The sequence below is a fragment of the Streptomyces hygroscopicus subsp. hygroscopicus genome (assembly GCF_001553455.1).
GTDB classification, from domain to species: domain Bacteria; phylum Actinomycetota; class Actinomycetes; order Streptomycetales; family Streptomycetaceae; genus Streptomyces; species Streptomyces hygroscopicus.
Genome location: NZ_BBOX01000107.1, coordinates 48,635 through 63,456, shown reverse-complemented (window position 1 = coordinate 63,456; position 14,822 = coordinate 48,635). Strand labels below are relative to the sequence as shown.

At 72.3% G+C, this 14,822-nt stretch carries 15 protein-coding genes; 10 read left to right on the top strand and 5 right to left on the bottom strand.

Going from position 1 to position 14,822, the window contains the following annotated elements:
- Window positions 1–7: 7 nt before the first annotated feature.
- The 9 genes from AXW62_RS11985 to AXW62_RS11945 are packed head-to-tail and all read left to right on the top strand — an operon-like array spanning window position 8 to window position 8,362.
- Entirely contained in the window at window positions 8–1,267 is a 1,260-nt protein-coding gene (locus AXW62_RS11985) for a radical SAM/SPASM domain-containing protein (protein ID WP_030822578.1), read from the top strand.
- A 5-nt stretch (window positions 1,268–1,272) separates the two neighbouring features.
- Window positions 1,273–2,232: an aminoglycoside phosphotransferase family protein gene (locus AXW62_RS11980; protein WP_244502825.1), complete on the top strand. Its 960-nt coding sequence runs from the start codon at window positions 1,273–1,275 to the stop codon at window positions 2,230–2,232.
- Window positions 2,229–3,218 (top strand): phosphoenolpyruvate carboxykinase (ATP), encoded by a 990-nt coding sequence (locus AXW62_RS11975; RefSeq protein ID WP_060944489.1) that lies wholly within the window; start codon window positions 2,229–2,231, stop codon window positions 3,216–3,218. Before AXW62_RS11980 ends, AXW62_RS11975 begins: the two co-directional genes overlap by 4 nt.
- Window positions 3,215–4,045: a phosphorylase family protein gene (locus AXW62_RS11970; RefSeq protein WP_067076139.1), complete on the top strand. Its 831-nt coding sequence runs from the start codon at window positions 3,215–3,217 to the stop codon at window positions 4,043–4,045. Before AXW62_RS11975 ends, AXW62_RS11970 begins: the two co-directional genes overlap by 4 nt.
- Window positions 4,042–5,076: a thymidylate synthase gene (locus AXW62_RS11965; RefSeq protein WP_060944487.1), complete on the top strand. Its 1,035-nt coding sequence runs from the start codon at window positions 4,042–4,044 to the stop codon at window positions 5,074–5,076. Before AXW62_RS11970 ends, AXW62_RS11965 begins: the two co-directional genes overlap by 4 nt.
- Window positions 5,063–5,587, top strand: a complete 525-nt coding sequence (locus AXW62_RS11960) for a nucleoside 2-deoxyribosyltransferase (RefSeq protein WP_063767152.1) — start codon at window positions 5,063–5,065, stop codon at window positions 5,585–5,587. Before AXW62_RS11965 ends, AXW62_RS11960 begins: the two co-directional genes overlap by 14 nt.
- Window positions 5,584–6,510 carry a bifunctional hydroxymethylpyrimidine kinase/phosphomethylpyrimidine kinase gene (gene thiD / locus AXW62_RS11955; RefSeq protein WP_060944486.1) on the top strand — a complete coding sequence of 309 codons (927 nt, stop codon included), beginning with the start codon at window positions 5,584–5,586 and terminating at the stop codon, window positions 6,508–6,510. The genes AXW62_RS11960 and thiD overlap by 4 nt, the downstream gene beginning before the upstream one ends.
- Complete coding sequence (locus AXW62_RS11950; RefSeq protein WP_060944485.1) at window positions 6,507–7,640, top strand: NAD(P)/FAD-dependent oxidoreductase; 1,134 nt, start codon at window positions 6,507–6,509, stop codon at window positions 7,638–7,640. Before thiD ends, AXW62_RS11950 begins: the two co-directional genes overlap by 4 nt.
- Window positions 7,637–8,362 carry a TenA family protein gene (locus tag AXW62_RS11945; RefSeq protein ID WP_060944484.1) on the top strand — a complete coding sequence of 242 codons (726 nt, stop codon included), beginning with the start codon at window positions 7,637–7,639 and terminating at the stop codon, window positions 8,360–8,362. Before AXW62_RS11950 ends, AXW62_RS11945 begins: the two co-directional genes overlap by 4 nt.
- On the opposite strand, the gene AXW62_RS11940 is transcribed toward AXW62_RS11945, so the two are convergent.
- The 3 genes from AXW62_RS11940 to AXW62_RS11930 form a co-directional block, all read right to left on the bottom strand.
- Window positions 8,323–9,660, bottom strand: coding sequence for an amidohydrolase family protein (locus AXW62_RS11940; RefSeq protein WP_060944483.1), 1,338 nt, complete (start codon window positions 9,658–9,660; stop codon window positions 8,323–8,325). The two genes, AXW62_RS11945 and AXW62_RS11940, sit on opposite strands and share 40 nt — an antisense overlap.
- A 317-nt stretch (window positions 9,661–9,977) precedes the next feature.
- Window positions 9,978–10,361 (bottom strand): hypothetical protein, encoded by a 384-nt coding sequence (locus AXW62_RS11935; protein ID WP_060944482.1) that lies wholly within the window; start codon window positions 10,359–10,361, stop codon window positions 9,978–9,980.
- A gap of 408 nt (window positions 10,362–10,769) precedes the next feature.
- A complete protein-coding gene (locus tag AXW62_RS11930) occupies window positions 10,770–11,108 on the bottom strand; it encodes a helix-turn-helix domain-containing protein (protein ID WP_030822610.1) in 339 nt (112 codons plus the stop codon).
- Window positions 11,109–11,739: 631 nt separating this feature from the next.
- Between AXW62_RS11930 and AXW62_RS11925 the strand changes: the two genes are divergently transcribed.
- On the top strand, window positions 11,740–12,114 hold the full coding sequence (locus AXW62_RS11925; RefSeq protein WP_060944481.1) for a GvpU-like protein: 375 nt from the start codon (window positions 11,740–11,742) through the stop codon (window positions 12,112–12,114).
- A 302-nt stretch (window positions 12,115–12,416) separates the two neighbouring features.
- On the opposite strand, the gene AXW62_RS11920 is transcribed toward AXW62_RS11925, so the two are convergent.
- Entirely contained in the window at window positions 12,417–12,725 is a 309-nt protein-coding gene (locus AXW62_RS11920; RefSeq protein WP_030822616.1) for an SCO5918 family protein, read from the bottom strand.
- Window positions 12,726–13,181: 456 nt separating this feature from the next.
- The gene (locus AXW62_RS11915; RefSeq protein WP_079115577.1) at window positions 13,182–14,732 is read right to left on the bottom strand and encodes a DEAD/DEAH box helicase; all 1,551 of its coding nucleotides are present in this window, start codon (window positions 14,730–14,732) and stop codon (window positions 13,182–13,184) included.
- Between the last annotated feature and the right edge of the window lie 90 nt (window positions 14,733–14,822).

Here is a 14,822-nt window from a genome sequence, read left to right as displayed (position 1 = left end):
ATGTGCCATGACCGAAGAGCACAGCAACCAGCAGGAAGACTTCCCCTGGACTCGCAAGTCCCTCCCCCTGTCCGTGATCAACCCCAAGGAACACTTCGACCGCCCGGTCGGGCCCATCGAGCACGAGGACGCCGACGAGTGCGCGATCGACATCAAGAACATCGGCTGGACGCTGGGTAACGACTGTCCGTACCGGTGCACCCACTGCTACTCCATGTCCGCCCGGGAGAAGGGCATGGACTTCTCCCTGGAGATGATCGACCGCATCGTCGGGCAACTGGCCCTGAACGGCGTGGAGACGGTCAACCTCGGCGGCAACGAGCCGCTGTTCACCAACGGGCCGAACCCCCGCAACACCCTGCTGCCGCAGATCATCGACGGCCTGGTCGACGCGGGCATCATCGTCGGCCTCACCACCTCGGGCATCACCGGGCTGCACCTGGAGCGCGACCACAACGCGCAGTGGCGGCGCCTGAACGACCTGGACATCAGCCTGGACTCGCCCTTCGAGGACGAGCACAACGCCAACCGCGGCGCGAAGATCTACAAGCAGGCCATCCGCACCCTGGAGCTGGCCAAGGAGTACGGGCTCGACCACTCGATCATCATGTGCGGCATGAACTGGAACTTCACCCGCCGTCACCTGGAGCGGCTGGTGGAGCTCGCCATCGAGTACGACGCGCACATCCGGATCAACCCCATCAAGCCCGTTGAGCCGGCCCACATGGACTCGCTGCTGACGGCCGAGCAGTACTACGAGGGGTTCGCCTTCCTGATGGAGCACTGCTCCCCGGTCGACCTGGGAGAGCCGCCGATCGCCGCCGTCACCGACTACCAGAAGGCCAAGGGGTGCCCGTGCGGCCGGACCTCGTTCCGCATCCACTCCATCACCCCGGACGGCCGAATACCGGTCTCCCCGTGCGTGTACCTGCACGACTACAAGGTCGGCGACCTGCGCACGGATGACCTGTACGACATCATCAGGTCACCGCAGTTCCGGTCCTTCCGGCGGCGTAACGCCAACCCCGACCTGCTGGAGGGCTGCGAGGGGTGCGGCATGCTCCAGCAGTGCCGCGGCGGCTGCGCCGGCCGGTCCTACCTGCACCACGCGCATGAGACGGGCCAGCGGTCGCTGTTCGTGCGCGACCCGTACTGCCCGCGCGACATCGCGCCCAAGCAGACCTTCCCGCAGCAGCCCACCGTGCCCACGGACAAGCGCCTGGTGCACATGGACTACCTGTGTACCTGGATCGGCAAGCCCCGTTGACGGTCGTGACGCCGCAGGGCGGCGGCCTGCTCGACGGGAGCCTGGTCGGCGGCCTGCCCGGGCACGTCGCCGACCGGCTGTCCGCCGCCTGCGGCGCCACGGGGCTGCGCCAGGTGCCGGCCCGTTCGTTCAAGGAACGCTCGAGCAACGCCTGGTTCCGCGGCGGGCTGCGAGGTGAGGAGGTGTTCGTCAAGCTCTATGCCCGTCCGGAGCGGGCCGCGGCCGACCGGCTGGTCGCCGGTTCCCTCGCCCCCGGCCTCGCTCCCCGTCTGCTGGCCGGCGGCCATGCCGACGGCCTCGGGGAGTACGCGGTATTCCGCTGGCAGTCGCTCACGCCGCTGCCCGCGCGGCCGGAGTCCGCCGCCGAGGCCGGCCGGCTGCTGGCGGCCGTCCACGACACCGATCCGCCGGGGCCGGGCGCCGACGGCCCGGCGCCCCGGCCGACCGGAGGCGGGCAAGGGACCACCGCCCTGCCTGTCACCGAGGTGGGGGAGGAGCCGTTCGGGAAGCTGATCGAAGCGCTGGCCCGGCAGGCCCCCGACCTGTTCGCCGAGGTGCGGGGCAGACTGACCGGGCCGGAGGCCACCGCCCTGGTACGCGATGCGGACCAGGCGGCCGGCCGGTACCCGACCGTGTTGCTGCACGGCGACTTCTCCCTGCGCAACACCGCCCGGAACCACGCCGGCCGTCCGGTGGTGTTCGACTTCGAACGCGCCGGATACGGACCGGCCGAGCACGACCTGCAACGGATCTGGGACCGGGAACTGGCCGCCATACCCGGGGGCCACGGCATCTTCACCGCCGCCTACCGGAGGGCCCGGGCACACGACCCCGGCCCCCCAGACCGTATCCAACTCGACTACGCGCGGCTGGCCTGCGCGGTTACCACCCTCACCACTGCACACCGGACACACGACACGCGGTTCGAGGCAGAGGGACGAAAGATTCTCGAGGCACTGACATGACTGCACCACCGTACGACCTGCTTGCCGTCCCGCACGTCGGCATCACCTTCGCCGTAAGCGGCGAGGCCGACGCCATCGCGAGGCTGCGGCAGGTGACGGCTCCCTTCTACCAGCCGGTGGCCGAACCAGAGGGCCAGGTCTGGCGGTTGACCCTGGTGCTGGCCGGTGACCACGCCGGGCGTGAGCCGGCCGACGACTCGGAGCCCGACCACCGGGTCGAGTTCGACGCGGCTGCCCGCACCCTCACGGTGACCTGCCCCGCGCCGCGGTGGCTGCCGGTCTTCGGCCTGCGGTACACCCGCACCATCGTGCGCACACTGGCCATCGCGGCGGGGGCGGTGCCCCTGCACGGCGCGGGTGTGGACGCGAGGGGAGTGGGGCTGATGCTCGTCGGTGACAAGTGGGCGGGCAAGACCACCGCCGCCATGTCGCTGGTCCGCTCCGGATCCGCCGCCCTGGTCTCCAACGACGACGTGCTGCTCCAGGAGACCGGCGTCGACTGGCAGATGGTGGGCGGGCCGCGGTCGATGGGCGTGCGCACCTCCTCGCTCGGCGAGCACCGCCCGCTGCTGCGCCCGGCCGAGCTGCTCGCCGCCGCCCAGCCGCACCCCGCCAAGCGCCCGAGCAAGGCCTTCCTGTTCCCGGGCGGGCTGACCGCGCTCGGCGGGGCGGTGCGGGCCACCGCCCCGGCGCACGCGGTCGTGGAGCTGGTGTGCCGGCCCGACGAGCCGATCCGCCACGAGGAGCTGTCCGGCCGGGAGGCGGCCGACGTACTGCGCCGCTATCTGGAGACCACCGCCGACCGGCGTCGCCTGGGGCTGGTGGAGGCGCTCGGCGCGCCGACCCCGGCCCTCACCGACCGCGTCCTGTCCTCCCTGGTGGGCTCGTTGCGGTTCCACCGCTTCAGCCATCCGGTGAGCGGATGGGTGGACGACTTCCTGACCTTTGTACGCGAGCGCGTGGGCCTTGCGGGGACGGCGATATGAAACTGGGAGTGGTACTGCGCGCCGAGCGGCTCATCCGCGGCGAGGGCATCCAGCGCACCCGGCTGGTCACACCGTACGGGCCGGTGGACCGGATCTTCAGCGGTGATGTGCACGGCACCGAGACGCACTTTCTGTACGGCCGGTTCCCCGGGCAGCGCACGCCGAGCTGGGAGATCCCCTACGAGGCCAACCAGAGCGCGTTCGACGCGCTCGGGGTCGACCACATCATCGGCACGTTCGTGGTCGGCGGCGTGGACAAGGAGGTCCGCGGCGGCGATCTGATCATCCCCCATGACCTGGTGAGCCTGGCCGGGCCGCGGGCCAGCCTGCCGCCGCTGTCCGGCCGGTTCTCCAACGCCCACGTCATCCCGTCGTTCTGCCCGGTCCTGCGGCGGCTGCTGATCCGCGGTGCCGACGAAGCCGGCATCCGGGTCCACCAGAGCGGGGTGTACTTCAGCTTCTACGGGTTCGCCAGGATCGAGACGCTGGCCGAACTGGAGCTGATGGAGCGGCTCGGCGCCCGCCTGGTCGGTCAGACCATGGACCCGGAGTTCACCCTCGCGCGCCAGCGCCACCGGCACTACGCCGCCATCGCCGTGGCCATCGACTCGTACCACGACATGAAGAACGAGACCGAGACCGACCCGGAGGTCTTCCGGGCGCGCTCCCGCCAGGCCATCGCCGACGGCCGGCGGCAGTTCGAAGAGATCATCGAGGCCGGTCTCGCCACCCGGGGCGCGGACGGACCGGAGGACTGCGCCTGCGCCCAGGTGGCCAAGGGCCGGCACAAGGACATGTTCGCCTCCTTCCCGGAGGACCTGCTGTGACCACCTTCCCCGGCTTCCAGGCCGCTTACCTGCACCACGTGGCCGACCTGCTGCACGATCCCCAGTTCCACAACGCGCCACGGGGCTTCGCCAGCCAGGAGCGGCTGGGCGTGTCCTTCCTCCTCGACGACCCGCGACGCCGCCTGATCACCCACCCGGCCCGCCGCACGAACGTCGTGTTCAACTTCGCCGAGGCGCTGTGGTACCTGGCCGGCCGCGACGACCTCGACTACCTGGCGTACTACGCGCCCAGCGTCGCCCGTTACTCCGCCGACGGCCGGTGTCTGACCGGCACCGCCTACGGGCCGCGGATCTTCCGGTACGGCGCGCGGAGCCTCGACCAGTGGGCCACCGTCGTCGACACCCTCCGCCAGGACCCGGACAGCAAGCGGGCCGTCATCCAGATCCTCCGCCCGGAGGAGCTGCACGTGACGGACAACCCGGACGTCGCCTGCACCCTGTGCCTGCAGTTCCTGCTGCGCGAGGGCCGTCTGCACATGGTCGGCTACATGCGGGCCAACGACGTCTACCGCGGCATGGTCAGCGACGTGTTCTCCTTCACCTTCCTCCAGGAGATGATGGCCCGCCAGCTCGGGGCGGAACTCGGCGGCTACACCCACGTGGCCGGCTCGCTCCACCTGTACCAGCCGGATCTGCCGGCGGCCCGCCGGCTGGTGGACGCGCCACTGCCCGCCGGACTGCCGGCGGACGCCATGGACCCGCTGCCCGAGGGGGACAACCGCCCGTACCTCACGGACGTGCTCCGGATCGAGGAACAGCTGCGCACCGACGCCCTCCGCCTGGACCCGGACCGGCTGGACGCGCTCGGCCTGCCCGGGTACTGGTCCCAGGTCGTGGCGCTCTTCGAGCTCTACCGACGGGTCCGGCACGGACCCGGGCCGGACGACCCCGGGCCGGACGACGGGCTGGTGGACCGGCTGTCCCCGCTGTACCGGCACCTGATGGTCACGCGTTTCCCCGCCCTCGCCGCGCCCCACCACCCGATGGAGGTGTCCGATGCCGCTCGCTGACTCCCCCGCCCCGGTCGGAGGGATGGCCACCGTGTTCCTCGGCGGCCCCTTCAAGGCCCTGGTCGACCCGGCCACCGGCGCCGTGCCCGAGGCCGCGCGGCACCGCTACGAGTCCCTCGCCGACGCCTTCGCGGCTCGCGGATGGCGCGTGCTCAACGCGCACCGCACCGAGGGCTGGGGGCTGAACGAGGTCTCCGACGTCGAGTGCACCCGCCGCGACTTCGCGTGGATGCGCGAGTGCGACGTGTTCGTCGCCTTCCCCGGTGACCCCGCCTCGCCGGGCACGCACGTGGAACTCGGCTGGGCCACCGCGCTCGGCCGGCCCACCGTGATCCTGCTGGAGCCCGGAGCCCGGCACGCGGCGCTCGTCACCGGGCTCACCGTGGTGTCCACCGTCAAGCTGCTCGAGTACCGCCCGGACCCGGACTTCCCCGAGCAGGTGGCCGCGGAGGTCGCCGCGCTGCTGCCGCCCGCCAGTACCGCGGCGCCCGCGACGGCCGGCCACCCGTGACCGCGCCCCGGCCGCCGCGCCGCACCCGCTGCCTGACCATCGGGTCCTCCGACTCCAGCGGCGGGGCGGGCATCCAGGGCGATCTGAAGGCGTTCGCCTCGGTCGGAGCCTACGGTGCCACGGTGCTGGTGGGGGTCACCGCGCAGAGCCCCGCCGGGGTCATCGCCAGCGCCCCGGTCGACCTGGACCTGGTCGCCGCCCAGCTCGACACGGTGCTGACCGACATCGGAGCGGACGGCGTCAAGGTCGGCACCACCTGGAGTGCGGCGCTGATGCATCTGGTCGCCGACCGGCTGGCCGGGATGTCCGCGCCGCTCGTCGTCGACCCGGTGCTCGTCACGGCGGCCGGCTCGGGCCTGAGCGGCGGCAACGATGCCGTCGACGCCCTCTGCGAGCGGCTGCTGCCGATGGCGGCGGTGACCACCCCCAACTTCGCCGAGGCGCGTCGGCTGACCGGCCTCACCGACGAGACGGACCCGGCGGTGCTGGCCGGGGCGCTGGTCCGCCGGGGGGCCCGCGCCGTGGTCATCACGGACGTCCCCGGCGGCGGCGACTGGCTGTTCGACGGCCGACGCCACCGGGCCGTGCCCGGGCCACGCCACGCCACCGGGTGCGAACACGGCGCGGGGTGCGCCCACTCGGCACTGCTCACCGCGTTCCTGGCGCGCGGCGTCCCGCTGCCCCGGGCCGCTGAACTGGCCCACCGGGCGGTCGCGGCCGGGGTGGCGAACGGGGCCGTGGACATCGGGCGGGACCGGCACCCGGTGGACCTGCTGACCGCCACCGCCACTGACACTGAAACCGCCACCGGCGCCGCCACTGACACCGGCGCCGCCACTGACACCGGCGCCGCCACTGACACCGGCGCCGCCGTGGCAGTCGGCGCGGCCGTCGTCGGAGGGGACCGGGGGAGACCGGCATGAGCGACGTGACGGTGGTCGGAGCGGGTGTCGTCGGCCTGTCCGCGGCGTGGCTGCTGGCCCGGCGTGGCGCGTCCGTCACGGTGGTCGACGCCGGTCCGGTGGGCGGCGGCGCCTCGCACGCCGCCCAGGGCGAGCTGGTACCGCCCGCGACGGTGCTCGCCCCCCTGTGGCGGCGGAGCCTGAAGCTGTATGCCGAGTTGTCCCGGCAGACCGGCATGTGGTGGGACGAGGAGCCCGTCGGAACCCTGGTGCTGGCCGCCGACGACCCCGGCGAGCTGGCGATGCGTCAGGCGGCCGAGGAGGGCCGGATGCTGACCGGCGCGGCGCTGCGGGCAGCGGAGCCGGCCCTCGGGGACGGCCTCGCGGCCGGGCGGCTGATGGCCGAGGGCCGGCGGCTGGAGCCGGCCGCGGTCCTGGATCACCTCGCCACCGCCGCCCGCCGCGCCGGTGCCGTGATCAACGCCGGGTGCGGCGCGGTCCGCCTGGCGCGGGACGGCGCCGGATGGTCGGTGCGGTGCCCCGACGGCACCCGGTTTGACTCGCCGTACGTGCTCCTGGCGGCCGGCCTCGGCACCCGCGACCTGCTGGCGCCGCTCGGCCACCGGGTGCCGCTGGCCGGTGTCCGCGGCACCGTCGTGGTCACCGAACCCGCTCCGTTCGCGCTGCGCCACGTGCTGGCCGAGGCGGTGATCGGGCGGCCCGGCTCGGTGGCGCTGCTGGCGCACCAGATGCCGTCCGGGCAGCTGGTCGTCGGCGGTTCCTGGCACCCGGCGGAACACCCCGGACCGGCCGGGCTCCCGGAGGCGATCATGCGCCGGGCGGCGCGTCTGGTGCCCGCGGCGGGGGCGCTGCGTGTGGTGGCCCAGCGTTCCGGAGTACGCCCGTGCCTGCCCGACCGGCTGCCGGTGGCCGACCGCGTCGAGCCCGGCCTGTACGGCTGCTTCGGGCATGCCGGGGAGGGGTTCATCGCCGGGCCGGGCTCCGCCGAGCTGGTCGCCGACCTGATCACCGAGGGCGCGGCCGAAGCGATGACGGGCCGTCAGGAGACATCCTCGCGCACGCCGTTCGCCTTCGGCCGATGGAGCAGTGACGACGGCGCCGGAGCGCGCCGCGAAGGGAGCAGCACGTGACCTTTCTCGACGACTGCCGGACCCGGTGCGCGGATGTCTGGGACGCCTACCGCCACCACCCCTGGATCGAAGCGATGGCCGCGGGCCGCCTCGGCACCGAGCAGTTCGTGTTCTTCCAGCTCGATGACGGCCCGCACGTCGCCGAATTCAATCGCGCGCTCGCGCTCGGCATCGCCAAGGCACCGGTCGGCCACCCGTGGGCGAAGGCCGCCGCGCATGTGCTCGACGACCTGTCCACGGTCAGCGAACTGGGCGAGAAACGCGCCTTGGTGGCCGAGCTGGGCTACCCCGACGACACTCCGCACGACCGCTGGACCTGCTCACCGGCGCGCGAGGGGTACGTCAACCACCTGGTGCGGGTGGCCTACGAGGGGACGTTCCCGCAGATCGCGGTGAGTGTCTACCCGTGCTCGCTGTTCACCGAGGTGATCGGCGAGCGGTTCCGCGGGGTGGAGATCCCCGGTCCCCCCGCGTACCGGCGCTGGGCCGACATGTACGTGCGGCGTACCCGGACCGAGATGTGCGCCGCGCACGCGGCCGTGGTGGAGGAGGCCGCGGCGCCCGGCGACGAGGCAGACCGGGAGGCACTGCTACGGCTGTACCGGCGCAGCCTCGAACACCAGGTGCGGGTCTTCGACGCGGCATGGACCCTGGAGGGTGCCTGGCCGGGGGGCGGTGCGGCTCACGCTTCGGTGGCGGCCTCCCGGACCGCGGCCGGCTGACGGCCGAAGTCGACCGCGCCCGCGGCGAAGTCCCCGGTCAGCTCCGACCGGGACGGCTGGGAGCGGGCAACCTCCCGGCCACCGCGGAAGACGTGCAGCCGGGCCGGGAGGAGCCGCAGCGCCTCGATGGGGTCGGCGGCGTCCAGCACCACGAAGTCCGCCGGCGCGCCTTCCCTGATGCCGTACCGGTCGCCGAGCCGCAGCAGCCGCGCCCCGCTGTCCGTGACCAGCGAGACCACCTCCCGCAGCTGGTCGTGTCCGGTGCGGTGGCCGAGCAGCGCGCCGAGCTGGGCGACCGCCAGCAGATCGCCGGTGCCCAGCGGCAGCCAGGGGTCCATGACCGAGTCCTGGCCGAGACCCACCGTCACGCCCGCGTCCAGCAGCGGACCGATGGGCGCCATGCCACGCCGTACGGGGGGCGCGTCGCCGCGGCCCTGGAGCACCACGTTCACGAAGGGGTTGGCCACCACGCCCACCCCGGCGTCGGCCAGCAGCGCCGCGGTACGGGCCAGCACCGCCGGCTCGTAGCCCGCCATCGCCGTGCAGTGGCTGACCACGACGCGGCCCTGCCGGCCGCGTGCGACCGTCTCACGGGCCACCAGCTCCGCGTACCGGGAGTCGGGGTCGTCGGTCTCGTCGCAGTGCATGTCGATGTCCGCGTCGAAGTCCTCCGCCACCTCGAACAGCGTGCGCACATGGGCCTGTCCCAGCTCTGGGGTGCGCTCGTAGTGCGGGATGCCGCCCACCACGTCACAGCCGAGCGCCATGGCCTCCCGGACCCGCGCCACCCGGTCCGCGCCCTGAGCGAGCCCGTCCCCGTACAGGCCGTCCTGCGGGAAGGCCACCAACTGCACGTCGCAGACGCCGCGCACTTCCTCGCGCAGGTCCAGCAGCGCCCGGAGCGCGTCGAGCCCGGGGGTGGAGACGTCGACGTGGCACCGCACGTGCAGGGTGCCGTGCGCCACCATCCAGCGCAGCACCTCGCGGGCGTTGGCGTGGACCTCCCGCCCGGTCAGGGTGGCCTTGCGCGCCGCCCAGACGTCGATGCCCTCCCATAAGGTGCCCGAACGGTTGGGGTGGCGCGGGTCCAGGGTGAGCGCGGAGTCCAGGTGCATGTGGGCGTCGACCAAGGGCGGGATCACCAGACGGCCGGCCAGATCGAGGGAGCGCGCCGCCGCTGTATCGGCCTCCGGGCCGATGCGGGCGAACCGCCCGCCGCGAACCAGGATGTGGACCGGATCCGGGTGGTCGCGCAACTGCGCGTCGCGCAGGACCAGTTCGTCCGTCGGCTCCACCATGACCTCCCCGGTGCCTACCTGTTCTGCGCACGATACTGCACCGTGCGGCCGATGCCGGACCGCGTCGTTCGGTGACGACGCGGCAGCGGCTGCGGCGATGGAGGTGACGCGCCACGACCTTCCTGGCGGGCTCCGGCCGGGCGGCCGGGCGGTCTGGTACGCACGCCAGCACGCCAGCACGCCAGCACGTCGGCACGCCAGCACGCCAGCACGCCAGCACGTCGGCACGTCGGCACGTCGGCACGTCGGCGCGCCAGCGCGCCAGCATGTCGGCATGTCGGCACGTCGGGCGGACGCGGGCAACGGCCGACCGCGGATCAAGCCGCCTGGGAGTCCTGCCGTAGCACCAGCAGGCCGCCGATCTCCAGGACGTCGTCCAGCAGGTGCCGGACGCGCTCGATTTCGTCGCCGGTGCAGTCGAGCAGGACCTTCACCTCGACGTCGCGCTTGTTCGGGTCCGCGGTGAGGAAGACGCCGACCACGCCCGCACCCTCGGCGCTGCCCCGGAAGACGTCCACGCCCTCCCCGTCGCCGCCCGTCGTGCCGTCCAAATAGCCGTAGTCCACCGGGTACACCGCCTGGGGCGCCCGCGGGTGCCGACTGTCTTTCGGGCGGTCCACGACGAGGCGGGCGGAGGCGCAGATGCGGTCGAGGTTGGTGAAGAACCGCTGTCCTGGCGGCAACTGGGTGTGTGTGGTCATGGCCGGGATCTTGGCACACCGCCCCGAGGCCGGGGGCCGCGGGGCTCAGTCCTCATTCCTCTGCGGAATTCCTCCTCCGGCACGGGGCGACAACGCGATGCGCTCCTCCTCGGAGAGCACCATCTCGACAGCTTGCGGACCTCGATGCGTCAATGCGTCGATGCGTGACGGCGGACATGCGAAACGTCACGTGGGCGGCCTGCTCGCCTCGCCGTCGGCGCATACGGGATCTCCCCACTGACGGACGCGTGGCCCCGCTGGTTTTCGTGAGGTGAGCCATACCCGCGGAGGCGTTCCACGGAGGCCCGGAGAAGCCCCCGACACGGCGAAGCCCCCGATACGGCGAAGCGCTCCGGCCTCCGGCCTCCGGCCTCCGGCCCTCAGCCGACCGGCTGTGCCCGGGGCGGCTCACGGGGCGTCTTCGTGCCGTTCGGCCGCGGCGCGGCGGAATTCCGCGTTGATGCGCTGAGCTTCTTCGAGCTGGTCCTCGAGGATGACGATGCGGCAGGCGGCCTCGATCGGCATGCCCTGGTCGACGAGTTCGCGGGCGCGGGCGGCGATCCGCAGCTGGTAGCGGGAGTACCGGCGGTGTCCGCCCTCCGAGCGGAGCGGGGTGATGAGGCGTGCCTCACCGATGGCGCGGAGAAAGCCGGGCGTGGTCCCCAGCATCTCTGCTGCCCGTCCCATGGTGTAGGCGGGGTAGTCGTCGTCGTCCAAGCGACCACTGAGCGGATTGTCTGCCGTCATTCTCACCTCGTTGAGCAACGCGTCGAGGGGCCCTGGTGCCGTATGCACCAGGGCCCCGAAGGAAATTCAACACCATCTGTCGGCCCTACTGCTGTGCCGACCTTCTGTTGTCCGCTACGCCGCCCGGGAAGGGCGGCATAGCGGGGAACGTGGATGCGTGACCGAGGACCACCTTCCCTTTCAGGGGTCTTGCGGTACCCGGGCCGGTTCTCCCTGCCCGGGCGATCCTGATGGCGTCTGCTTCCTCCGTTCTTTGCCGCGTTGTCCACTCCTGGTCGCCCGGTGCGGCTGTCAGTCTCGTCGCCCTCATGTGAACAGCCTGGCTTCGCGACTCCACAGCCGCACCGACCTGCGAACTTCATCAACTGCTACCCGCCAGTTCGTGTCTGCCGGGTGTCGTTTGACTCTGGCTACGAGAGAAACCTTAGCCATGCGACCGTCCAATGTCTACTCTGGCGAGCATAGATTTTGACCTGCATCGGCTTGAGAGAACCTGCGGTCCATGACGGCGGGCGTGGGTGATGGTCGTCCGGCCGGTTGAGGAGCCCGACCTCGTCAGGAGGCGTCGGCAGGTTCGGCCCTGCGTCCAGTGGGGTCCAGTCGGCCGGATCGGCGAATAAAATCGGTTCTCATGTCGAACGCTGACGAACTGCTCGTTGACGTGGCCGCCATGGTGGAGTCCGAACAGAGCAATCAGATGTCCCTGACCGTGGTCACCGGCGGCGCTGTCATCACCGGACGGTTGGCTCCCGAGGCCGTGTGGAGGCAGCGCGTGTCCGAGATCCTGGAGGACTCGGACCGCCTCGGCCCCTTCTCCGGCGTCTTCACCGCCGACGGGACGCAGGACCGGTCCGAACGCCGCGAGCCGCCCACCCATCTGCACTTCCACGTCGCCCGGATTCTGCAGGGCAGCATGGGTATCCCCGAGACGGGCGGGATGTACCGCGTCGCGATCAAGGACGTCAGCGCCTGGACCGTCGGCGACTTCAGTTACTCCGACGCATGAGTCACGGACCCCGGTCCCGCCGGGAGGTGCTGCCTCCGCATGAGTCACGGACCCCGGTCCGGCCGGGAGGTGCTGCCTTCGCATGAGTCACGGACCCCGGTCCGGCCGGGAGGTGCTGCCTCCGCATGAGTCACGGACCCCGGTCCGGCCGGGAGGTGCTGCCTCCGCATGAGTCACGGACCCCGGTCCGGCCGGGAGGTGCTGCCTCGCTGACCGGACGCTGAACACGATGAGGGCTCGACCGGCGCGTGCCGGTCGAGCCCTCGATGCCGTCGTGGTATCGGCTTCCGCCTGTCCGCCGGTTACCTGGGCGCGGGGGTGCCGAGCTGAGCCGACGCCTCCTCGAGCGGAGTGAGACCGGAGGTGGCTGAGGCGTCGGGAAGGGCACGGCACGTGAAGCCGAGGCGGGTCATGGCCCTGGTGACTTCGCCGGCGGTGAAGTCACGACGGTCCTGCCCGGTGATGACCGCGCCCACCTGCTTCACGGGGTACTGGCGACGGCCGATGATCACGGACTCGCCCGTGACGAGTTCGGGCGTGACGCCCTTCATCGATGCCAGGACTCCACTCCTGGTCAGGTCGAACGGGAAACGGGCGATGACGCAGCGCATGGGTGCCTCACAGGTGAAGGGAAGGGAGAAGGGTTTGTGACCGGACGGGACGGACCGGCGTGACAGCGTGAGAACGCCCACGGCGAGCCGTGCTCGTCGACGATGGGCACGGCCCCGGGCTTGCCCGTACCGCATCGCCCGCCCCACTCCGGCGATCGTGGTCGTGGTCATGGACGGGATGAACGGTCCGCCGGCGCCGGGGATGTCCCGCGGGCGGACCCGGTCCGGGTGTGCGGGGCCGACGCGGGCGACGGGGAGCCGGGCCTTGGGCGATCAGGTCCCCGCACCGGCCGTCCTCGTCACCGACGAGCAGGTATCCGGAGCGGGCACGGACCATGACGGACGAGGCCACCTCTTCGGTCATGTCGCCGCAGACCGGTGGGCCGGACGCGTCCATCGCGCCGCCCCCGGCCCCGGCGGCGGAACGCGCCGGGCGCGGCGGCGCCGGAAGCGGCGTCAAGCGGTGCCTCCCGGGGAACGGGCAAGGTCGCGAGGGTTCCGGGCCGCCGCGGTGCGCACGGACCGCCGCTGGGCGGTGCGGCGCGCCGCGCCGCCGGTCCGGCGGCCCTCGGCGGCACGGCCGCGCCGGTCACGAGCATCGGGGGCACCGCGCTCGGGACGGCGCCCGGCCACCGGTGCCGTGATGACGACCGGAACGCCCGACGGAGTGCGCGCACCGGTGATGCGGCTCAGTTCGGCCTCACCCGAGCGGACCTGGGTGGTCCGAGGGCGGATTCCGGCGTCCGACATGAGACGGACCGTGCCGCGGCGCTGGCCGGGCGTCACCAGGGTGACGACGAGCCCGGACTCACCGGCACGGGCCGTGCGGCCTCCCCGGTGAAGGTAGTCCTTGTGGTCACCGGGCGGGTCCACGTTGACCACCAGGCCGAGGCGGTCGACATGGATACCGCGTGCCGCGACATTGGTCGCCACCAGGACCGTCACCTGCCCCGTCTTGAACTGGGCCAGCGTCCGGGTTCGCTGCGGCTGCGACTTTCCACCGTGCAGGGCGGCGGCCCGTACACCGCTCGCCAGCAGGTGGCGGGTGAGCTGGTCGACGGCGTGCTTGGTGTCCAGGAACATGATGACCCGGCCCTCTCGCGCCGCGATCTCCGTTGTCACCTGACGCTTGTCCGCACCGTGCACATGCAGCACGTGGTGCTCCATCGTGGCGACCGCGGCCGCGGACGGGTCAACGGAGTGGACCACCGGGTCAGTCAGGTACCGGCGGACCAGAAGGTCGATGTTGCGGTCCAGGGTGGCGGAGAACAGCATCCGCTGCCCGTCCGGGCGTACCTGCTCCAGCAGCGCTGTGACCTGCGGCATGAAGCCCATGTCGGTCATCTGGTCGGCTTCGTCCAGGACGGTGATGCCGACCTGGTCCAGGCGGCAGTCGCCCCGCTCGACGAGGTCCTTCAGCCGGCCCGGCGTCGCGACGACGACCTCGGCCCCGCCGCGCAGCGCACTGGCCTGCTTGCCGATCGACATCCCGCCGACCACCGTGGCCAGCCGCAGCCGCACGGAGCGGGCGTACGGCGTGAGCGCTTCGGTGACCTGCTGTGCCAGTTCCCGGGTGGGCACCAGCACCAGCGCCAGCGGCTGCCGGGGCTCGGCTCGCCGGCCGGCCGTACGGGCCAGCAGCGCCAGGCCGAAGGCGAGGGTCTTACCGGATCCGGTGCGCCCGCGGCCGAGTACGTGACGACCCGCGAGGGAGTCCGGCAGGGTCGCCGCCTGGATCGGAAACGGTACGGTCACGCCTTCGGCGACGAGCGCGGCCAGCAACTGCCGGGGCATCTCGAGGTCGGCGAACGCCTCGACGGCGGGGCGCGCGGGGCTGACCGACCCTGGCGGGGCGAACTCCCCCCGCGTTTCCCCGTAACCGGCCGAACGGCTCGGAGTGTCGGAGCGTCGGGAAATCGTTGCCCCCGAGCGGCTGCCGCCCTTTCGGGAGCCGGAACCGCCGGTACGGGCACGGCTGAAACGGTCGTTGCTACGTTTACGGTTCATACGGAACCTTCCTCGAAGCGGCACGCATCAAGGAATTCCAGCGGCGCCGAGCAGCGCAGCGAATCGCAAGAACGGGCCAGGAAATACGAA